Source organism: Acinetobacter sp. T_3_1 (assembly GCF_025377055.1).
Classification (GTDB): domain Bacteria; phylum Pseudomonadota; class Gammaproteobacteria; order Pseudomonadales; family Moraxellaceae; genus Acinetobacter; species Acinetobacter kookii.
The window spans coordinates 67,348-89,330 of record NZ_JACHVD010000003.1; the positions used below are offsets into that span (position 1 = coordinate 67,348).

The following is a 21,983-nucleotide window of genomic DNA, read 5'->3' on the forward strand; positions in this document are numbered from 1 at the left end:
AGAAGTAAGATGAGTAGAGGTACTCGTACATTTAATATCTACCGCTACGATCCTGACAAGGATAAAGCACCGTACATGCAAACTTTTAAACTTGAATTGACAGACAAGCACCGTATGTTGCTTGATGCTCTTCTTGCGTTGAAAGTACAAGACGAATCTTTAACGTTCCGTCGTTCATGCCGTGAAGGTATTTGTGGTTCTGATGGTGTAAACATCAATGGTAAAAACGGTTTGGCATGTTTGTGGAACCTGAATGATTTACCAGAAGTGATTACTGTTCGTCCACTTCCAGGTCTACCAGTGGTTAAAGACTTGGTTGTAGACATGAACCAGTTCTACGATCAGTACAACAAAATTCACCCGTTCTTGATCAACAACCAGCCTGCGCCACCGAAAGAGCGTTTACAGTCTCCTGAAGAACGTGAACACCTTGACGGTTTATACGAATGTATTCTTTGCGCATGCTGTTCAACTTCATGTCCGTCATTCTGGTGGAACCCTGACAAGTTCTTGGGTCCTTCAGCATTGTTGAATGCTTACCGCTTTATCATTGACTCTCGTGATACTGCAACTCAAGAGCGTTTGGCTCGTCTTGACGACCCGTTCTCGCTATTCCGTTGTAAAGGCATCATGAACTGTGTATCAGTTTGTCCTAAAGGTCTTAACCCAACTAAAGCTATCGGTCACATCCGTAGCATGTTGTTAGACCAGGCAGGCTAATCTGCTCCAGTCAAAAAAAAGCACACCCATAGGTGTGCTTTTTTTATACTTTTAATAGTTGTAAATAAGTATGGAATACTAAATGCTTATATGAATAGATGGGAGTGGGGGTGTGCAGCGGTGTTAAAAAATATATAATTGATTAAAACAAAAGCAGAATTTTGCTTAAAAACGATCTGGGTCTGGTGGGATGGTTTGAATGGGTGATTAAAGCACTAATTTTAGGCTTGAATCTGCAAATTTGAGATTAAAATGTTATTATATAACGCAGATAAAGAGAGCCAGTTTAAATATTGTGCTCTCTTTTGTTATATATGGTGAGGTGGGCTAGGACTTTGGTCTAGATTGAATCTAATTATGAGATAAAGCACCATATGTTAGATGAAAATGTTAGATGTGTATTTCGCTAAGTTATGAGAGGTATGTGTCAAAAAAATCAATTGCAACTGGAGAACATGTTACGATTTCACACAAAGCTATATTTAAAAAAAGCCCTGTATTTGCGTACATTTTTTCAACATTTGAAATTATGTATAAGGTTTATAAATAAATATGAATCGCTTTAGAAAAATTAAGTCACGTAGTTATTTTTTCTAAGTCGATTTGCAAAAAATTGCTCGGTTTTGGTCGAGTATATATCAATGAGTGATGATGCCAATGAGGGCGTTATGATTCATTATTCACATTGGGTTATTCCTAATGTAGTGATCACGCCTCATGGCTTATGCCTTATGGGGACTAATGTCATGTTACCAATTTGACATTATTAATCATGGGTTCGCTTAAAAAGCATCCTGAAAATGTTTTTGCAATAGGAAATGGGTCCACAAATGCAAGAAGTTGCTGACGCACTGCGTCTTGACACTGAACTTAGCGCTGACAGTGCAGCGTATATTGAAGAACTTTATGAGCAGTATTTGACGGCTCCAGATTCAGTAGGTGCTGACTGGCAAGAATACTTCGGTAAATTCCCTAAAGGTGATCAACCACATAGCAATGTACGTGAGCAATTCCTTTTATTAGGTCGCAACTCAAGTCGCGTTCAACCTGTGATTCAAAGTGCTGTAAGTTCTGAGCATGAGCGTCGTCAAATTGGCGTATTGCAACTCATTGCAGCTTATCGTAACCGTGGTCATCAAAAAGCAAAATTAGATCCATTAGGTTTGGCTAAGCGTGAAATCGTGCCTGATCTTGATCTTGCTGCGCATGGTTTGACTCAATCTGATTTAGACACAGTGTTTAACACGGGCAACCTTGCAATCGGTAAGACTGAAGCAACTTTAGCTGAAATGGTTCAAGCGATGGAAGCGACTTATTGTGCTTCTATTGGTGCTGAATACATGCACATTGTTGATACCAAAGAAAAACGCTGGATTCAACAACGTCTTGAAAGTGCAAAAGGCCAATTCGGTTTCACTGCTGAACAGAAAAAACACGTCTTAGAACGCTTAACAGCAGCTGAAGGTCTGGAAAAATACCTCGGTAATAAATACGTTGGTGCAAAACGCTTTGGTGTGGAAGGTGGTGAATCTTTCATTCCTATGGTGAATGAACTGATTCAACGTGCAGGCTCTGTAGGCTGTAAAGAAGTGGTTATCGGTATGCCGCACCGTGGCCGTTTAAACCTTCTTGTGAACATCATGGGTAAAAACCCGGCTGACCTGTTCGGCGAGTTTGAAGGTAAATCACTGCATAAAAAAGGTTCTGGTGACGTTAAGTACCACCAAGGTTTCTCATCTAACGTGATGACTCCAGGCGGCGAAGTTCACTTGGCATTGGCATTTAACCCGTCGCACCTTGAAATCGTAGGTCCTGTGGTTGAAGGTTCCGTACGTGCGCGTCAAGTGCGTCGTAAAGACATTGGCGGTGATGATGTATTGCCAATCATTGTTCACGGTGATGCAGCATTTGCAGGTCAAGGTGTTAACCAAGAAACCTTCCAGATGTCACAAACACGTGGTTATACCGTAGGTGGTACAGTTCACATCGTTGTTAACAACCAGGTGGGTTTCACAACTTCTGATCCACGTGATGCACGTTCTACAGAATACTGTACTGATATCGCGAAAATGATTCAGGCACCAATCTTCCATGTGAATGGTGATGATCCTGAAGCTGTATTGTTTGTGTCTCAGTTAGCGCATGATTTCCGTCATACTTTCCGTAAGGATGTTGTGATTGACATGTTCTGCTACCGTCGTCGTGGTCATAACGAAGCGGACGAGCCAGCTGCAACTCAACCGATGATGTATCAAGTGATTAACAAAAAAGCGACTACGCGTACGCTTTATGCTGATCAGCTTGTACAACAAGGTGTTCTTGACCGTGCTTCTGCTGACCAAATGGTTGAGCAATACCGTTCAGACCTTGAAGCAGGCAAGCATGTTGCCAATGCATTGGTGCTTGAACCAAATACCAAAATGTTTGTTGACTGGACGCCATACCTGGGTCACGAATACACAGACGTATGGGATACATCATTCCCAATCGAACGCTTGAAAGAACTCGGTACCAAAATGCGTGAGCTTCCAGAAGGCTTCGTTATGCAGCGTCAGGTTGCAAAAGTGATTGACGACCGTCTGAAAATGCAAACTGGCGAAATGCCGCTGAACTGGGGGGCTGCAGAAACTTTAGCGTATGCAACTATTCTAGATGAAGGCTTCCTGGTTCGCTTAACCGGTGAAGACGTGGGGCGTGGTACCTTCTCACACCGTCATGCAAAATTGCACAACCAGGTGGACGGTTCAACTTACATTCCATTATGTAACCTGAAAGAAAACCAGCCACGTACAGCAATTTATGACTCTTTATTGTCAGAAATGGCGGTACTTGCATTTGAATACGGTTATGCAACGACGCTTCCAAAGAGCTTAATTATCTGGGAAGCGCAGTTCGGTGACTTCGCGAACTGTGCGCAAGTTGTGATTGACCAGTTCATCGCATCTGGCGAAACCAAATGGGAACGCGTGTGTGGTTTAACCATGCTTCTTCCACACGGTTTTGAAGGTCAGGGTCCAGAACACTCATCTGCACGTTTAGAACGTTTCTTGCAGCTTTGTGCTGAAGACAACATGCAGGTGATGACACCGACTACCCCAGCGCAAATTTTCCATGCGATGCGTCGTCAAGCACTTCGTCCAATCCGCAAGCCAATGATCATCATGTCGCCGAAGTCATTGCTTCGTCACAAACTTGCAACTTCTACGCTTGAAGAGCTTGCAAATGGTTCATTCCAGACTGTGATTGACGAAATCGACAACATCAACAAGTCTGATGTGACTCGTCTGGTACTTTGTGGTGGTAAAGTTTATTACGACTTGCTTGAAAAACGTCGTGAACAGGAATTAAACAACACTGCAATCGTTCGTATTGAACAATTGTACCCATATCCAGAACAACGCATTGCTGAAGTACTTGCTTCTTATCCAAATATCAAAGAAGTGGTTTGGGCTCAAGAAGAACCGAAAAACCAAGGTGCTTGGTTGTTCATCGCACCGCGTCTATATGACGACGTGATGAAATCAGGTAAACAAGTACGTATTAGCTTCGCAGGCCGTGAAGCTTCTGCTGCACCGGCATGTGGTTCACCATATTTGCACGCAAAACAACAAGCTCAGCTGGTAAATGACGCACTCGCGATTGCAGCTGAACAATCAGGAGATTCTAAATAATGGCAACCGAAATTAAAGCACCGGTATTCCCAGAGTCAGTTGCTGACGGTACGATCGCAACTTGGCATAAACAACCAGGTGAAGCGGTATCACGTGATGAAGTGATCTGTGATATCGAAACTGATAAAGTTGTTTTGGAAGTTGTTGCTCCTGCGGACGGTACAATTGCGTCAATCATTAAAAATGAAGGCGACACAGTGCTGTCAAATGAAGTGATTGCACAGTTTGAAGAAGGTGCTGTTTCTGGCGCTGCGCAAACTCAAGCCGTTCAATCTGAAGAGAAAGTTGAACAAGCTGCAGCTCAAACTGAAGCGGGTGCTGCACCTGTGGTAGAACGTAGCCAGCCTGTTCAAGACCAAGCTCCAGCAGTGCGTAAAGCATTGACTGAAACTGGTATTGCAGCTAGCGATGTAGCAGGTACTGGTCGCGGTGGCCGTATTACTAAAGAAGATGTTGCAAACCATCAAGCTAAACCAGCGGCTCCTGCTGCTGCGCCTTTAAGCGTTGCTGTTGGCGAGCGTATCGAAAAACGTGTTCCTATGACCCGTCTTCGTAAACGTGTTGCTGAGCGTTTACTTGCTGCGACTCAATCAACAGCAATGTTGACTACGTTCAACGAAGTGAACATGAAACCAATCATGGAAATGCGTGCTCAATATAAAGACGCATTCGAAAAGCGTCATGGTGCGCGTCTGGGCTTCATGTCATTCTTCGTTAAAGCAGCGACTGAAGCACTGAAACGCTACCCTGCTGTAAACGCTTCTATCGATGGTGATGACATTGTTTATCACGGTTACTATGACATCGGTGTGGCTGTATCAAGCGACCGTGGTCTAGTGGTTCCTGTATTACGTGATACTGACCGCATGAACTATGCTGAAGTAGAAAACGGTATTCGCGCTTATGCTGCTAAGGCACGTGACGGTAAGTTAGGCATTGAAGACATGACTGGAGGTACGTTCACTATTACCAATGGTGGTACTTTCGGTTCATTGCTTTCTACGCCAATTTTGAATACACCACAAACTGCAATCTTGGGTATGCACAAAATCCAGGACCGTCCTATGGCAGTGAATGGTCAAGTAGAAATCTTGCCAATGATGTACTTGGCGCTGTCTTATGACCACCGTTTAATTGATGGTAAAGAAGCTGTAGGTTTCCTTGTAGCAATCAAAGAATTGTTAGAAGAACCTGCTCGTCTTATCCTTGACCTTTAATTCTATAGAATAAATCCATGGGCTTAGAGCGAAACTCTAGGCCCATTTTTGGAGATAAACATGTCTCAACAGTTTGATCTTGTTGTTATCGGCGGTGGACCAGGTGGTTATGAAGCGGCAATTCGTGCAGCTCAACTTGGTTTCAAAGTTGCCTGTATCGAAAAACGTATTCATAAAGGCAAACCGTCTTTAGGCGGTACTTGCTTAAACGTAGGTTGTATCCCGTCTAAAGCTTTGCTTGATTCTTCACACCGTTATGAAGATACAGTGCATCACCTAGAAGATCACGGTATTGCAACTGGTGAAGTGAAATTCGACCTAGCAAAAATGCTTGCTCGTAAAGACAAAATTGTAAACCAATTAACAATGGGTATCGATGGCCTTCTAAAAGGTAACGGTATCGAATGGTTAAAAGGTACAGGTAAATTACTTGCTGGTAAAAAAGTTGAATTTGTATCTCACGAAGGTGAAACTCAAATTCTTGAACCTAAATATGTCATTCTTGCGACAGGTTCAGTACCGGTAAACATTCCAGTAGCTCCTGTAGATCAAGACATCATTGTTGATTCAACTGGCGCACTTGAATTCCCTGAAGTACCTAAACGCCTAGGCGTAATTGGTGCGGGTGTCATCGGTCTTGAGCTGGGTTCAGTATGGCGTCGTCTGGGTGCAGAAGTTGTTGTATTTGAAGCAATGGATGCATTCTTGCCAATGGCTGATAAAGCATTGGCGAAAGACTACCAAAAAGTATTGACTAAACAAGGTCTAGACATCCGTGTTGGCGCTAAAGTTGCTGGTACTGAAGTAAATGGCCGTGAAGTTACTGTTAAGTACACTCAAGGTGGCGAAGACAAAACTCAAACTTTCGACAAGTTGATTGTTTGTGTAGGTCGTCGTGCTTATGCTGAAGGCCTATTGGCTGAAGATTCAGGCATTAAGTTAACTGAACGTGGTCTGGTTGAAGTAAATGATTGGTGCGCGACTTCTGTTGAAGGCGTATATGCAATTGGTGACTTGGTACGTGGTCCAATGCTTGCTCATAAAGCAATGGAAGAAGGCGTAATGGCCGTTGAACGTATTCACGGTCATGCTGCACAAGTGAACTACGACACCATCATTTCTGTAATTTACACACACCCAGAAGCGGCGTGGGTTGGTTTAACAGAAGAGCAAGCAAAAGAAAAAGGCCATGACGTTAAGACAGGTCAATTCGGCTTTGCTGCAAATGGTCGTGCAATGGCAGCTGGCGAAAATGCTGGTTTCGTGAAGTTTGTTGCTGATGCAAAAACTGACCGTTTATTGGGCATGCACGTGATTGGACCTGCTGCGTCCGATATCGTACACCAAGGTATGATCGCACTTGAGTTTGTATCTTCAGTTGAAGATTTACAGTTGATGACATTTGGTCATCCTACATTCTCTGAAGTGGTTCATGAAGCTGCTTTGGCTGTAGATGGTCGAGCGATTCACGCGATTCAACGTAAGCGTAAGTAATAAAAAAGAGCGGCTTAAGCCGCTCTTTTTACATTTGATGGTTGTTTTTATTAGAACAATCATCTAAAAATAAAGATAAGATAGATTTTAAAAAATGCTGATACTGCTTTGACGGATGTCGGGGTATTGGTTGGGTATAACAAAGTAAAAAGTAGTAAAAGGTTGTTCAATGAATTTACATGAGTATCAAGCAAAAACGTTATTAAAAAAATATGGTATGCCGGTGCAAGAGGGTATCCTGGCAACAAATGCAGAAGAAACCGTAAAAGCTTTTGAACAGCTTGGAGGAAAATTTGCAGTACTTAAAGCCCAGGTTCATGCCGGTGGACGTGGTAAAGCCGGTGGGGTAAAAGTGGTGAAGTCTGCGCAAGAAGCTGCAGACTATGCTAACCAGATTATGGGTACTCGCTTGGTTACGTATCAAACCGATGCCAATGGACAGCCAGTCAACAGCATTTTAGTCTCTGAAGATGTTTACCCAGTTGAACGCGAGTTATACCTGGGTGCAGTGGTGGACCGTTCCAGCCGTCATGTAACCTTTATGGCATCCACTGAGGGTGGGGTCGAAATTGAAAAGGTGGCTGAAGAAACTCCTGAAAAAATTATTAAAGTTGAAGTTGACCCGCTGGTGGGTTTATTGCCATTCCAGGCGCGTGAAGTGGCTTTTGCACTGAATTTAAAAGATGGACAGATCAATCAGTTTGTCAAAATCATGACCGCAGCTTATCAGGCATTCATTGAAAATGATTTTGCCTTATTTGAAATTAACCCGCTTTCAGTCCGTGAAAATGGTGACATCTTATGTGTTGATGCCAAAGTCGGGATCGACTCTAATGCTTTGTATCGTTTGCCCGAAATTGTAGCGATGCGCGATAAATCTCAGGAAAATGAACGCGAATTGAAAGCTTCAGAGCATGACCTGAATTATGTAGCCCTAGAAGGTAACATTGGCTGTATGGTTAATGGTGCCGGTCTTGCAATGGCAACCATGGACATCATCAAACTGTATGGCGGTCAGCCGGCAAACTTTCTGGATGTGGGAGGGGGTGCAACCAAAGAACGTGTCATTGAAGCCTTTAAAATTATTTTGGCAGACAGTTCAGTACAAGGGGTTTTAATTAATATTTTTGGTGGGATTGTACGTTGTGACATGATTGCTGAAGCCATTATTGCAGCGGTTCAGGAAGTTCACGTAGCCGTGCCGGTCGTTGTGCGTTTGGAAGGAAATAATGCAGAACTGGGTGCCAAGTTATTGGATGAATCTGGACTCACGTTAATTTCTGCATCAGGTTTGGCCGATGCTGCAGAAAAAATTGTCGCTGCTGTAAAAGCTTAAGGAGTATCAAACATGAGCGTATTAATCAATAAAGACACGAAAGTATTGGTACAAGGTTTTACAGGTAAAAATGGTACATTTCATTCAGAACAAGCCTTAGCCTATGGTACAAAAGTCGTTGGTGGGGTAACTCCTGGAAAGGGCGGTCAATCCCATTTACATCTTCCTGTTTTTAATACCATGAAAGAAGCAGTCAAAGAAACAGATGCAGATGCCTCTGTGATTTATGTCCCTGCACCATTTGTATTGGATTCAATTGTAGAAGCAGTAGATTCTGGAATTGAGCTGATTGTGGTAATTACGGAAGGTGTGCCAACACTGGATATGTTAAAAGCCAAACGCTATTTAGAAACCAACGGTAATGGCACACGTCTGATCGGGCCAAACTGTCCAGGTATTATCACGCCGGGTGAGTGCAAAATCGGGATTATGCCGGGACATATTCATCAGACAGGTAAAATCGGCATTATTTCCCGTTCCGGAACACTGACCTACGAAGCAGTGGCACAGACTACTAAATTAGGCTTGGGTCAATCCACCTGTATTGGCATTGGCGGTGATCCAATTCCAGGCATGAACCAGATTGATTGCCTGAAACTGTTCCAGGAAGATCCGCAAACCGAAGCTATCATCATGATTGGTGAGATTGGCGGAACAGCAGAAGAAGAAGCCGCTGAATATATTCAGTCTCATGTGACTAAGCCGGTTGTGGGTTATATTGCAGGGGTAACAGCACCTAAAGGCAAGCGTATGGGGCATGCCGGAGCAATTATTTCGGGGGGTAAAGGCACAGCAGAAGAAAAATTTGCAGCCTTTGAAAAAGCCGGTATGGCTTATACCCGTAGTCCTGCAGAACTTGGCTCAACCATGTTTGAAGTGTTGAAGAATAAAAGTTTGGTGTGACACATAACAAGTGCAATAAAAAAACCCTCTTTTGAGGGTTTTTTATTGCATGATATTTGATATGGATAACAACCTAACGTTGAGGAATTTTAAATTAAAATAGTAGATTGTAAGGAAGGATATTTTTACAACCCGTTAAAATAGCTTGTTGTATGAAAATTGTAGGTTGCTTGAATAAAGAAAATATTATCGTTAAATTAAAATAATCAGATTAAAAAACAATATAATTTATATTTAAAATAATGTGATTTATATCACATATAATAATAAAAAACACAAAACGAAACACAATATTTTATTAATTTGCTCTTTTATTCACATATTGTGGATTACAATGTCAGCATTAATAACAATGAATAAAGAATATTTTAATTATGAACTTTAATTTCACTGTACTCGCGCTTTCCTGTGGGACTTTACTGTTTTCTACATTGTCATACGCAGAATTGATCTATAAGGACGTTGTGGATCAACAACGTGAAAAAGTTATACCTTTAATTAAACAGGGTCAGGTGGACACTGGTTTACAAAAACTCAGACAATTATTGGGCCGCTATCCCAATAATCAGAAACTGATTGCTGATTTTGTAATAATGGCTTATGAAAATAAAAAGTTTGCAGAGTCGGATATTCGCTACCTGAAGGGTATACAAAGTCAACAATTTCCAGACTATGGAAAAATATATGTCATCAAGGTATTACGCGACTTAAAGAAATTTGAGTTAGCAGAAAACTGGGCCAAAACCTTTGCAAAAACCGATTCCAATCCACAATGGATTGTCTGGACAGGCATATTACAGGCAGAAGCGGGTAAAAAGGCTCAGGCGAAAAAAACACTTTCTCAAGTCGATATTAATCAGGTCGAAGCAGATTATTTAGCCCAGCTTTCTTATACTTACCGGTTGCTAGATATGCCGGTTGAGGCATTGAATACGGCTAATCTGGCTATTGAAAAAAGCAAGGACGCGAGTACCGAAGAACAGTATGCATTGGCATTGCTGACCAATGCAGATTATGCCAATGCTGAAAATTTCATACAAAATAGTCAATCACTAAAAGAAAATGCCGATCTGAGAGCCAATGCCAAAATTAATGAATTTTCCCAACGAATTCAAAATGCTGTCGAATATTATAAGCTTTCCATTTATAGAGGACGAAAACAGCCGTACCAGCCACTTGATGAAGTGCTCGCGGATATGGAGCAATACGAATCACAACTGCCGAATGATCCGAATTGGAAGCGACGGTTTTACTATGAATACATTTATGCCTTAAACGAACGAAATCGCTCACAAAAAGTCTTCGAGCAAATTCCCAAAACTGGCGTACCTATAGAGCAAATGCCTCCGTATGTGCGTCAAGCTATTGCAGATGCCTACTTTAAGAATCAACAGCCTCAAATCGCTGAAAAAATTTATAAAAATTTGCTGCAAGAAAAGAACTATGCGCATTTTGAGTTATATGCAGGCTTATATTATTCGTTAATTGAACAGGAGAAATACAAGGAAGCTGATCAATTATTAAAAATAATGGACAAAGCATTACCTACTTTTCAATACAGTAATGCTAAAGGCGTGGATAAAGTTACCCATGATGACCGAAGTGAATATTTAGCTTTAGTCGGGCTGAATTATGCCTATCGTCAAGAATATGCCAAAGCCGAACAATATTATGAACAATTGATTGCAAAAGCACCCAATAACGTACTTTTCCAAAATAATCGTGCATTTATTCAACTTTTGCGTGAAAACCCGCAACGTGCTGAATGGATTGTATCTCAATGGGATGGCGTCATACCGGTAGATGAAGGCATCCGAATCCGTCATTTAGAAAACCTGCGAGCTTTGGAAAATATCCAGGAATGGCGTATCCAAAGTGCTGAACTCATACAAACCATGCCTGAAGATACGACTGTAGTAAAAAATAAAAAAGAACTGAATGACCGTAATCATGCCTCTATTCAACACCTGAGTAATTTTTCAGAAAGTGACTCAGATAATTCGGCTTTACTCGATCGTTTGAGAGGGAACCGTGAGCAGGATCATTTCACACGCATTCACAGCCCATGGCTTTTTGATAATTATCGTACCTATGTTGATCACAGTTTTCGTTCTGGTGAATATGATACCGGCACCATTGAATATCAACGTGTAGGTCTAGGGCTGGAATGGGCATCGCGTCGTAAAGCGGTAAATATCATGTTGTCTCAGAGTATCGACAATGAACAAGATCAAGACCGTTTTGGGGTTAAGCTCAATTGGTCACAATGGCTGAATGATCATTGGCAGTACGCATTAGGATTTAATAGTCAGGCGGATATTCCTTTACAGGCCATCAGAAATGGCAATGAAGGAAAATCTTATACCTTTGATTTGAATTGGCAACAGCATGAATCCCGTAAGGCAGGTCTTGTCTATCAGTTAACCGATATTGATGATGACAATACACGCCAAGAGGTTTCGGCATACCTTAAACAACAGATTTTTCAAGCTCCGCATCATACCACCAGTTTGACTCTAGCTGGTTATTACAGCCAGAACAAAGATGTCATTGTGGACTATTTCAATCCTGAAGAAAGTTATAGTGCAGAACTGAATTTACAGCATGAGTGGATTACGTGGCGTAGATATGACAGGAATTTCACTCAACATTTTGAAGCTACTATTGGGACTTTTGGACAAGATAACTATTCCAGCAAGCCAATTTATAACGTTTTTTATGAACATGATTGGCAGCTTTCTCGGACATGGCGTCTGAACTATGGCATAGGCTGGGGAACTCATCCTTATGATGGTGAAGATGAAGAAAAAACGTATGCAACAGTGGGCTTTAAAGGAATTTTTTAATGAAACACGTGATAAAAACCTTACTTTCTGCTGTCATGGTAACGGCATTCGCCGTTCCAGTGACGGTTTTTGCTCAAAATATAACGAAAAATACCACTGAAATACCTGATAATTTATTTGTGACCATCACTTTTCATGATGTTCGGGATGACGTTTCCCGTGACGGAGATCGGGATCTTTATGCAATTAGTACTAAAAATTTAGGACGCTATTTTGCATGGTTAAAACAGGAAGGGTGGCAAACGATTAGTTTGCAAGATGTATGGGATGCTCGGCAAAAGAAAAAGAAATTACCTAAAAAATCAGTGTTATTAACCTTTGATGATGGGGCAATCAGTAGTTATACCCGAGTTTTCCCGTTATTGAAACAGTATAAATATTCCGCTGCTTTTGCTATTCCTACGAGCTGGATTAATGGGAATACCAAAGATGCTTATGAGGCCTATGGTCAAAATAGCTTAATGACTTGGGATCAAATGCGGGAAATGCAACGTTCAGGTCTGGTAGAGTTTGTATCACATTCGGATAATCTGCACAAAGGCATACTTGCCAATCCTCAACAAAGTATGCAACCCGCGGCAATTACTCGCCAATTTTTGCCAAAATATCAACGTTATGAATCAGATCAAGCCTATCAAAAACGGGTTATAGATGATTTAAAACAGTCTAAGAAAATTTTAGACACTGAATTAGGAATAGATACAAGGGCTATATTCTGGCCTTATGGTGCCGTGACCAAGGAAAGTGAAGAACTTGCAGAAAAAGCGGGTCTGCCTATGTCATTTAGTTTGGGCAGTATGTCCACCCTTGCTGATTCGGGGCAAACCTATCAACGCGCCCTGGTCATGAATAACCCGACCCCTGAAATGCTACATGCAGAAATGCTGGATTTTTTGACTTTTGCCAGTGATATCCATAAGCAACGTAGAAGTTATATCCGTTTTGATTTGGCTGAAATGGTCAGTCCCAATAATGAAATTTTTGATCAAAAACTTGGGCAATTTCTAGATCAGGTTAGTGCATTACAAACCAATACCATTTTATTAAAAACCGTAGCGGATGAGAATGGTGATGGAAAAATAGATGTTGCCTATTTCCCAAATCGTCAACTGGGCATGCGTAAAGATTTATTAAATCGTACAGTTTGGCAAGCGCGCACCCGTGTAGGTAATCGGGTATATGCTGAATTACCGATTAGTTTACAAACAAAACAGGGACTCAATTTTGCAGATCTCACTGCAGAATTGGTTAAATATAATTCTTCAGTTGAAGGTGTAATGATTGATATTGGAGATGAACTCGACTGTGCGATACAGAAACAGACTTGGGATGAGGAATGCGCTCAAAAAATAAAAAAGGTTTTTGACATAAAAGAACAAGCTAAAAAACAGGCAAAATATTACACCAATATCAGTAATAATTATCAAACTGTTTTGAAAATTACCTTAAAGGATAAACACGTAGATGGATTAATGCCTTTGATGGAATACAGTTTAAATAATAAGGATTTTCTTTATATTGAATTTGATCCGGTGAAAGATTCTGGAATATTTAGAGCGATAGAAAAACAACTTGAAAAATTAAACAGTATACAAAAACAGTATTTAATCGTGAGTTTTACAGTAAATCAGAATGCAAAACGAAGCGACTGGAAAGAGTATTCACAATATTATCAGGAATTAAAAAAATTATCCGTACAAAAAATTGGAATTAATAATTATCAATTGAACGCTGGTCAACAAGTTCAAGAACATCTTTACCAAGATTTAAGTATTAATACCAGTCCACTCACTTATCGTAATCCATATGAAAATAATACTGCGAAGGGGAGGAAATAATGACAGACTCAAGTTTATTTCAAATTAGTGATGTGTATTTTGGCTTTGCTTTTTTCTACCCATTATTTATGGCTTGGCTTTGGATTGCTGGGGGAATCTGGTTCTATTTAAAACATGAACGCAAGCAACCGCCATTACCTCATGCTAGCGAACATGGATGCAGTATTATTATTCCTTGTTTTAATGAAGCAGCCCAGGTTCGGGATACCATAAAATTTGCCATGCAAACGCAGTATCCGGATTTTGAAGTCATTGCAGTAAATGATGGAAGTCAGGATAAAACTGCTGAAATTCTTGATGAGCTTTTGCAAAAATATCCGAAACTCAGAGTTGTCCATTTGGCTGAAAATCAGGGCAAGGCCTATGCTTTACGTGCCGGTGCAATGGTGAGTCAAAATGAATATCTGGTGTGTATAGATGGTGATGCCTTAATCCATCCGCATGCAGTGCTATGGATGATGCATCATTTAACAAGATATCCAAGGGTTGGGGCAGTCACGGGGAATCCACGTATTTTGAACCGCTCCAGTATTCTGGGCAAAATTCAGGTGGGTGAATTCTCTTCTATTATTGGATTAATTAAACGTGCACAACGCACCTATGGACGAATCTTTACTGTTTCAGGCGCAATAGTCGGTTTTCGTAAAACGGCGCTAGACCGGATTGGATATTGGCGTGATGACATGATCACGGAGGATATCGATGTATCATGGCGTTTACAGTTCGATCATTGGGACCTGCAATATGTCCCAAGAGCACTGTGCTATATCTATATGCCTGAAACTTTTAAAGGTTTATGGAAACAGCGTTTGCGTTGGGCACAAGGAGGAGTAGAGGTTTTATTTGCTTATTTACCGAGCTTATTTAAGTGGAATCGACGCCGTATGTGGCCTATTGCACTAGAGTCTATTGTCAGTGTGGTTTGGGCATATGTGATGTTCGGTATTATTATCCTATATCTATATGGTCTGTTTTTTTCTTTACCCGGAGAGTGGGCAATTCAATCTCTCTTTCCACAATGGTACGGGATTATTCTGGGTTTAACTTGCCTTATTCAATTCTTTGTTAGTTTATGTATCGATAAGCCCTATGATAAAGCCCGAATCTTCAGAAACTATTTTTGGGTCATTTGGTATCCATTGTTCTTCTGGGTTCTCACTATGCTGACGACAGTGGTTGCATTACCTAAAACGATTTTCAAGACTCAAAAACGTGCACGCTGGGTAAGTCCAGATCGTGGATTTAGAGGAGCGCCAGAAAATGACTAAAGTATATAAATATTATTTAATTGAAGATGAGTCAAAATTAGAACTGCCAGCGTATATTGATCAACCTGAATATGTACGTAATAAAAGCGCGGGTTACAGCTTACAAATTGTGGGTTGGTTTATGTTTATGTGGTTATTTATGCCAGTGTTGACTCTGTTTTTATGGTGGTTTGAAGGTCAAACCATTTATCAGCAACTGGTTATACAAGCCCAACCCAATAGCCCATTAAGTTTAATCAATATTGTTGTGATGATTTTAAGCTTTATTGGTCTGCTGTTGCTATGGGCAACTTATAACTGGGCTCGCTTTTCAGGTAAGGATCGTAGAAAAACCCCAGTAGCGGTCGCAGTACCGCAACTTGCCAGTAGTTTTAAGGTGAATACGGCAGATATTATCAATATGCAGCAGGCTAGGAATTTAACCCTTTATTATAATAATAAAGGGTTTCTGGAATTTTTTGAGACTAATCACCAGTTAAAAAAGCGGATTTCAGCTTAGATGGTTGAGGATGTTCCTCTACAAAATCATCGGGGTAATAACCAATATGTTTTACCCCGTGTTTTTCTAAAAACTTGATGGTATCCACAATTTCTTCGGTGGAAAGTTTTTGATTATTTCGCCAATTCAACGCCTGAAGTTCAAAAATCGTATGACTCAAATCTGGGTCATATTTTTTTGACCGTTTTACGAGATCCAAATAGAATTGTTGATGGTCATCCGCTTCTTCCATATAGGGCATCGCCATAATGGCATTGTAGTCATAATATTGATAAGTACTGGGCATGGATTGGCTAAACCAGTTTTCACTATGAGGCTCTAAGACCACAGGTGCATACATATTGCGTGCAGTCAGTAGATGAGGTTGTTGCTGTTTAATGATTTTGGTAATACCTGCAGCAAATTGATCCAGATAGGCTGTTTTAAATTTTGCAAACTCTAATTGTTTGGATTGCCGAGGCTGTTTTAATAATTGATCTGCACCAAATCCCCAAGCCCGATACATATTTTGTGCCGGAGCCGAGCTGTCCTCATAATCATTCAGCGTAACATCATCATGGTAGAGCACACCATCTACCGCATTTGATTTGATAAAATCTACAAAAATCTCGGAAACATATTGAAGGTTTTTAGGATCAAAGGGAGAAACCCGAATATAACCCTGTTTTCCGCCGTCGTAATGTGAGACATAAGTCAGTTTATAACTTTTTGGAAATTCCCACGCCATTAAGGGGAGCCAGGCATAAATATGCTTGACCTGAGTCTTGCTGCGAATCTGGCTAACAAGAACAGGAAAAAGATTGTCCCTGCTTGGGATGTGGCGGTTTTTAAAATAGACCTGATCGGCTGAACCATTGGCATCAGGATCGGCAAAGGCTTGCAAGAAAATGGTATTGGGTTGAATCTTGTTAATACGCTGTAATAGAGTCTGAAGATTTTTTTTCTGCTGCGCTTTATCTTTATCATAAACATAGTCGATATCGATATGCATGATACGCATCTGATCGATTTTTCCGGTTTTTTTAAATGGCGGCGCAACTGATTTTTGTGTCATATTTTGCTGCACAATTGCATCAATAGGATGTTGTTTGATTTGCACGAGATCTGCAGCCTGTGTAGACAATGGCAGACAGCCTAAGCTCCAATAAAGGCAACGGCTAAGCCTGTTCTGGTATAAATTTTTAAAATTATTCATTGTTATACTCGCTTTTATTGGTTATTGAATTTTTCAAAAAATTATCAATGTATTGATGTTTGTTTTATTGTTACCTGATCGTGATGCCGAGTGATCAGGCATGAATCAAATCCTGAATCACCAGCTTTTTCATTTTAAATGCTGCGGCTTGGGCATGAGGATTCTGCTTAAAGATTTCACTCAAATTTTCAGGATGAATTTGCCAGCTAAAACCATACTGGTCTTGCAGCCAGCCGTAATAATCACTCCAGGCATACTGACCTAATTCCATCAAGATAGAACCACCCTCGATCAACCGATTCCACAAGTGATCAATTTCATTTTGGCTTTCACAAATGACCATAAAGGAAATAGACGGATTCGGGTGAAAAGTAGGACCTCCATTCATGCCTAAAAATGGCACACCTGAAAAACTTGCTTTTGCCGCATATGGGTTTGTTTCGATCATATGACTATGCGGAAAAATAGAACCATACCATTCAAAGGCTGCTTGGGCATTTTCTTCAAACCATAGGCAGGGGTAAATAGAGTGAGTCATTATTATGCTCTATATAGGTCATATAAACAGATACAGATAATGTAGTGTTCTGGCAGCATTACTCAAGTGATTTTATGCAGGGTAATTGTATAAAGTTTATTCGATTTTAATAAAAATGCAGTCATTAAGACTGCATGTTTTTTATGATAAAAATTTATATAGATTCAACTGTTTGTAATACGAAAATGAATGATCTTTTCAATCAGCCTGCTTTAATCTTTTATCTTAAATGGATGATGTATGCAGCTTGAATAACTATGCTTAAAGCAAGCAGGTTTGAATACGGACTTTCATGTCTAGGGCCTGTTGCAGAATAAAAGCTTTCATCCAGTTGACCTGTTGTCCCATCGGATTGGTTTTGATGGCTGTGTTCAGAAAAGCTAACTGTGGCTGGTTGAAAAGTTGCGTTTCAATGGCATGTTCAAGTTGAGCGCTACTGGCTGTCATGGGCAGGCTGACCAGATAAAATGCCTTGGGATAGTTATAAAAGGCATACAACAGGTTAAAGGCTTTCTGATCGGCCTTCAGATTGCCTGCACCAATTTCATAGCTGCGATCCTGGTTGCTATGGGTGACTCCAATCAAAAAATCAAAATGATTATCCGAAAGTCTTAGTCCATATTGCAGCCCAATCTGGTCAGCGGTAAGTTCATGTTGCACAAAATTATTCAGAATTGAACCATCATCATTCAACGGTTCCTGCAAGATCAGCAAATGCGCATTGTGCTGATAGATATGACCTGCAAGTTGTGCCTGTTCCAGGCTGGATTTAACGGATTCAAGAGTACGGTCTAGCGTATGCATAATTCAAAAAATACAGGAGATGGGAGAAAGTCTAAGTACTCTATGCAATTTTCAGCAAGAATGACATAGATGTGTTAGATGAATTAACAATCAGATTAGATTTTGTACATTTTAATGTTGGCTTGTGGTAAAGGGCGCATCTGGATAAAATAATAGAACATCATTTAAGTGAATCATTAATAAAAACTTATACTCTTTATTAGTTAAGCTTTATATGACAAATATGCATATCAATATAATAAAACAAGCAATAGATGTGATAACTAAATCTCTATAATGAATATATATTTTTAAAAGTGTAATAAGTACACGTTGATCTGAGCTGGTGTTGTCAATGTCCATAACTGAGGAAAGACTTACTCATCTTAAACAGCTTGAAGCTGAGAGTATTCACATTATCCGTGAAGTGGCTGCCGAATTTGAAAATCCGGTCATGTTGTATTCTATTGGTAAAGATTCTGCAGTAATGCTGCATCTTGCTTTAAAAGCATTCTATCCTGCAAAACTTCCATTCCCGCTACTGCATGTAGACACGGGCTGGAAGTTCAAAGATATGATCAAATTCCGCGACAATATGGCGAAAACCCATGGTTTCGATTTGATCGTGCATCAAAACAAAGAAGGTAAAGACGCTGGAATCAACCCGTTTGATCACGGCAGTTCTAAATATACCGACATCATGAAAACCCAGGGCTTAAAACAGGCTTTGGATAAATACGGTTTTGATGCCGCTTTTGGTGGCGCGCGCCGTGATGAAGAAAAATCACGTGCCAAAGAACGTGTTTATTCGTTCCGTGATACGAAGCACCGTTGGGACCCTAAAAACCAGCGTCCTGAGCTTTGGAACCTTTACAACGGTAAAGTGAACAAAGGCGAAAGTATTCGTGTATTCCCGTTATCAAACTGGACTGAGCTTGATATCTGGCAATATATCTATTTGGAAAGCATTCCATTAGTACCACTTTATTTGGCTGCAGAACGTCCTGTAGTTGAACGTAGTGGCACACTGATTATGGTTGATGATGAACGTATGCCTTTACATGAAGGCGAAGTTCCACAAATGAAATCGGTACGTTTCCGTACTTTAGGTTGTTACCCGTTAACGGGTGCAGTTGAATCAACTGCCAAAACCTTGCCGGAAATTATCCAGGAAATGCTTTTAGCCACCAGTTCTGAACGTCAGGGTCGTATGATTGACCATGATGAAGCAGGCTCGATGGAGAAGAAAAAGCAGGAAGGTTATTTCTAAGAAATCTCCCCCAACCTCTCTTTTTCAAAGAGAGGAGCAAGTCCTCCTTTACTAAAGGAGGACTTAGGTGGATTAAAGAAAACGATTTCAACGAATTTGTGGAGCTTTGAGCAATGTCTCATCAATCAGAATTGATTAGCCAGGATATTCTGGCGTATTTAAAACAGCACGAAAATAAAGACCTGCTACGTTTCCTGACTTGCGGTAATGTGGATGACGGTAAATCGACTTTAATCGGTCGTTTGCTTTACGATTCAAAATTGATTTATGAAGATCAATTGCAAGCCGTAACTCGTGACTCTAAAAAAGTCGGTACAACAGGTGATGCACCTGACTTGGCGTTACTTGTCGATGGTCTGCAAGCGGAACGTGAGCAGGGGATTACCATTGATGTGGCGTATCGTTATTTCTCTACTGAAAAGCGCAAGTTCATCATTGCCGATACTCCAGGGCATGAGCAATACACCCGTAACATGGCGACAGGTGCATCTACCTGTGACCTTGCAATCATCCTGATTGATGCGCGTTACGGTGTACAAACCCAAACCCGCCGTCATACCTATATTGCAAGCTTGCTCGGTATTAAGAACATTATTGTTGCGATCAACAAAATGGACCTGGTGGAATTCTCTGAAGCGCGCTTCAATGAAATTCAGGCCGATTATGCCAACTTCGTAAACCAGTTAGGCGACCGCAAGCCAAGCAACATCATCTTTACGCCTATTTCTGCATTGAATGGCGATAACGTGGTGAACAAGTCTGCCAATACGCCGTGGTACACTGGTGAAACCTTGATGGGTACGCTTGAGTCTGTTGAAATTAACCGCGATACCGCGCAACGTGATTTCCGTTTCCCTGTACAGTATGTCAACCGTCCTAACCTCGACTTCCGTGGTTTCGCAGGTACGATTGCGCTGGGTGAAATCAATGTGGGCGATAAAGTTGTTGCTTTACCATCTGGTAAGTCCTCAACGGTGAAAGAAATCGTAACTTTTGATGGCAACCTTGAACATGCATTTGCAGGTCAAGCGGTCACACTAACGCTAAACGACGAAATTGACGTATCACGCGGTAATATGCTGGTTCGTGCGGATCAGGCTGTTCCTGCCATTTCACGTTCGGTGAAAGCGACTGTGGTCTGGATGGCAGATCAGCCGCTAGTGATTGGCAAGCTGTATAACATCAAGATTGGTACACAAACAGTGCCTGCCAAAGTGACTGGCATTAACTTCCGTACCAATGTGAATACGCTTGAGCAAATGCAAGTGGATCACCTTGAGCTGAATGCCATTGCCAATGTGACTGTTGAATTTGATGCGCCAGTGGTATTTGACCGTTATCAGGACAGCCGTTATACCGGTTCGTTTATCTTCATTGATCGTTTGAACAACGTTACGATTGGTGCGGGTATGGTGGAAGAGTCGGTTGAGTGGACTGCACATAGCAATCCTGTCACAGCAGAAGACCGTGCGGCACGTTTGGGTCAAAAACCTGCGTCAATTACGGTATCTGCCAAAGTATTGGAAAATGCGCAAGCACTTGAAAACCTGTTGCTTCAACAAGGTATTGTCGCGATTGCGAAAGCTGATCTTGATGCTGCACAAGTTGCACTTCTTCGTGAAACGGGTGTTGCTGTGATTACCACTGTTGCAGAAGGTACAGATGTAAGCTTCACGCAAGAGTCAGTTGAAGAACTGGCTGAGAAGATTGTGGAATTGGTTCGTCTTTAAGACTGGACTGATTTTAAAGAAACCCGCTGAAAGGCGGGTTTTTTTAATCATCAATAATTTCTCTGTCATCCATTACTTTGGGATCATTCGTGTGAGCTTTTTCACCTAAATAATATAAACCAATACATGTTGTTAGAACTATTTGACAGATAAAACAAAAGTATATCCAACAATAAACTGAATAAATAATTAAGTCAGAATATGTGTCTATTTTTTCAAAAAAACCAATGGACACTGTGAAGCGACCTAGTAGTGTTAAAAAAAAGACAATTAAAGACAATATTGTTAAATATGAAAAGAGTAACGCTAAAAAGACTCTACGTTTAACTTTTTTCCCTTCTAAGAGCGGTGATGGATCGGTCATATAGACATCCATATTCGTGCTTTTAAAAGTAGCTATCGCTGCTAATCCAGCAATATAAAATCCAGGAATAGTTTGGAAAAAACCTGTTAAATAATAAGTAATATCATTATTAAAAATATTAGCTTTTTCATTACTATATATAGTAGCTAATGTTAATAAAAAAGTAATTAAAAGACTAATAAGACAAGGAAACCACTGATCAAAAAATTTTTTAGATGTGATTCCTTTTCCCCATGTAATAGAAAGATATTTAAAAGGACTAAAAATTAGGTAAAGCATCTTTTTTGTCCTCCATTAAGAAAATGATTCAA

At 40.7% G+C, this 21,983-nt stretch carries 16 protein-coding genes and 1 pseudogene; 13 read left to right on the top strand and 4 right to left on the bottom strand.

The genetic code is table 11. From position 1 onward, the window contains the following. The first annotated feature begins 9 nt into the window (after positions 1 to 9). The 11 genes and pseudogenes from H4I94_RS05200 to pgaD all read left to right on the top strand — a co-directional run bounded on the left by H4I94_RS05200 (position 10) and on the right by pgaD (position 15,792). Positions 10 to 720 carry a succinate dehydrogenase iron-sulfur subunit gene (locus H4I94_RS05200; RefSeq protein WP_092819987.1) on the top strand — a complete coding sequence of 237 codons (711 nt, stop codon included), beginning with the start codon at positions 10 to 12 and terminating at the stop codon, positions 718 to 720. Positions 721 to 1,304: 584 nt separating this feature from the next. Beyond that, positions 1,305 to 1,397, top strand: a pseudogene (locus H4I94_RS05205) (hypothetical protein); the annotation flags it as partial. A gap of 153 nt (positions 1,398 to 1,550) precedes the next feature. Next, on the top strand, positions 1,551 to 4,391 hold the full coding sequence (locus tag H4I94_RS05210; protein WP_261182064.1) for a 2-oxoglutarate dehydrogenase E1 component: 2,841 nt from the start codon (positions 1,551 to 1,553) through the stop codon (positions 4,389 to 4,391). Then, positions 4,391 to 5,608 carry a 2-oxoglutarate dehydrogenase complex dihydrolipoyllysine-residue succinyltransferase gene (gene odhB / locus H4I94_RS05215; RefSeq protein WP_131273315.1) on the top strand — a complete coding sequence of 406 codons (1,218 nt, stop codon included), beginning with the start codon at positions 4,391 to 4,393 and terminating at the stop codon, positions 5,606 to 5,608. Before H4I94_RS05210 ends, odhB begins: the two co-directional genes overlap by 1 nt. 60 nt (positions 5,609 to 5,668) lie before the next feature. Beyond that, the gene (gene lpdA / locus H4I94_RS05220; RefSeq protein WP_092819985.1) at positions 5,669 to 7,102 is read left to right on the top strand and encodes a dihydrolipoyl dehydrogenase; all 1,434 of its coding nucleotides are present in this window, start codon (positions 5,669 to 5,671) and stop codon (positions 7,100 to 7,102) included. Positions 7,103 to 7,271: 169 nt separating this feature from the next. Further along, complete coding sequence (sucC, locus tag H4I94_RS05225) at positions 7,272 to 8,438, top strand: ADP-forming succinate--CoA ligase subunit beta (RefSeq protein ID WP_261182068.1); 1,167 nt, start codon at positions 7,272 to 7,274, stop codon at positions 8,436 to 8,438. 12 nt (positions 8,439 to 8,450) lie between these two features. Further along, positions 8,451 to 9,341 (top strand): succinate--CoA ligase subunit alpha, encoded by an 891-nt coding sequence (gene sucD, locus H4I94_RS05230; RefSeq protein ID WP_261182069.1) that lies wholly within the window; start codon positions 8,451 to 8,453, stop codon positions 9,339 to 9,341. A 374-nt stretch (positions 9,342 to 9,715) separates the two neighbouring features. Beyond that, positions 9,716 to 12,187 carry a poly-beta-1,6 N-acetyl-D-glucosamine export porin PgaA gene (gene pgaA, locus H4I94_RS05235; protein ID WP_092819982.1) on the top strand — a complete coding sequence of 824 codons (2,472 nt, stop codon included), beginning with the start codon at positions 9,716 to 9,718 and terminating at the stop codon, positions 12,185 to 12,187. Next, positions 12,187 to 14,025: a poly-beta-1,6-N-acetyl-D-glucosamine N-deacetylase PgaB gene (gene pgaB / locus H4I94_RS05240; RefSeq protein WP_261182070.1), complete on the top strand. Its 1,839-nt coding sequence runs from the start codon at positions 12,187 to 12,189 to the stop codon at positions 14,023 to 14,025. Before pgaA ends, pgaB (H4I94_RS05240) begins: the two co-directional genes overlap by 1 nt. Beyond that, positions 14,025 to 15,293 carry a poly-beta-1,6-N-acetyl-D-glucosamine synthase gene (pgaC, locus tag H4I94_RS05245; RefSeq protein WP_131273309.1) on the top strand — a complete coding sequence of 423 codons (1,269 nt, stop codon included), beginning with the start codon at positions 14,025 to 14,027 and terminating at the stop codon, positions 15,291 to 15,293. Before pgaB (H4I94_RS05240) ends, pgaC begins: the two co-directional genes overlap by 1 nt. Next, on the top strand, positions 15,286 to 15,792 hold the full coding sequence (gene pgaD / locus H4I94_RS05250) for a poly-beta-1,6-N-acetyl-D-glucosamine biosynthesis protein PgaD (RefSeq protein WP_092819979.1): 507 nt from the start codon (positions 15,286 to 15,288) through the stop codon (positions 15,790 to 15,792). The genes pgaC and pgaD overlap by 8 nt, the downstream gene beginning before the upstream one ends. On the opposite strand, the gene pgaB (H4I94_RS05255) is transcribed toward pgaD, so the two are convergent. The 3 genes from pgaB (H4I94_RS05255) to H4I94_RS05265 form a co-directional block, all read right to left on the bottom strand. Further along, the gene (pgaB, locus tag H4I94_RS05255; RefSeq protein ID WP_092819978.1) at positions 15,758 to 16,987 is read right to left on the bottom strand and encodes a poly-beta-1,6-N-acetyl-D-glucosamine N-deacetylase PgaB; all 1,230 of its coding nucleotides are present in this window, start codon (positions 16,985 to 16,987) and stop codon (positions 15,758 to 15,760) included. The genes pgaD and pgaB (H4I94_RS05255) overlap by 35 nt on opposite strands. A gap of 94 nt (positions 16,988 to 17,081) precedes the next feature. After that, on the bottom strand, positions 17,082 to 17,525 hold the full coding sequence (locus H4I94_RS05260; protein ID WP_261182074.1) for a VOC family protein: 444 nt from the start codon (positions 17,523 to 17,525) through the stop codon (positions 17,082 to 17,084). A 261-nt stretch (positions 17,526 to 17,786) separates the two neighbouring features. Further along, positions 17,787 to 18,329, bottom strand: a complete 543-nt coding sequence (locus H4I94_RS05265; protein WP_261182075.1) for a hypothetical protein — start codon at positions 18,327 to 18,329, stop codon at positions 17,787 to 17,789. A 340-nt stretch (positions 18,330 to 18,669) separates the two neighbouring features. On the opposite strand from H4I94_RS05265, the gene cysD reads away from it, so the two are divergent. Both cysD and cysN read left to right on the top strand, forming a co-directional pair. Continuing rightward, on the top strand, positions 18,670 to 19,578 hold the full coding sequence (gene cysD / locus H4I94_RS05270) for a sulfate adenylyltransferase subunit CysD (RefSeq protein WP_261182425.1): 909 nt from the start codon (positions 18,670 to 18,672) through the stop codon (positions 19,576 to 19,578). 113 nt (positions 19,579 to 19,691) lie between these two features. Beyond that, positions 19,692 to 21,308 carry a sulfate adenylyltransferase subunit CysN gene (gene cysN, locus H4I94_RS05275; protein ID WP_261182079.1) on the top strand — a complete coding sequence of 539 codons (1,617 nt, stop codon included), beginning with the start codon at positions 19,692 to 19,694 and terminating at the stop codon, positions 21,306 to 21,308. 43 nt (positions 21,309 to 21,351) lie between these two features. On the opposite strand, the gene H4I94_RS05280 is transcribed toward cysN, so the two are convergent. Then, positions 21,352 to 21,951 (bottom strand): hypothetical protein, encoded by a 600-nt coding sequence (locus tag H4I94_RS05280; RefSeq protein WP_261182080.1) that lies wholly within the window; start codon positions 21,949 to 21,951, stop codon positions 21,352 to 21,354. Positions 21,952 to 21,983: the final 32 nt, after the last annotated feature.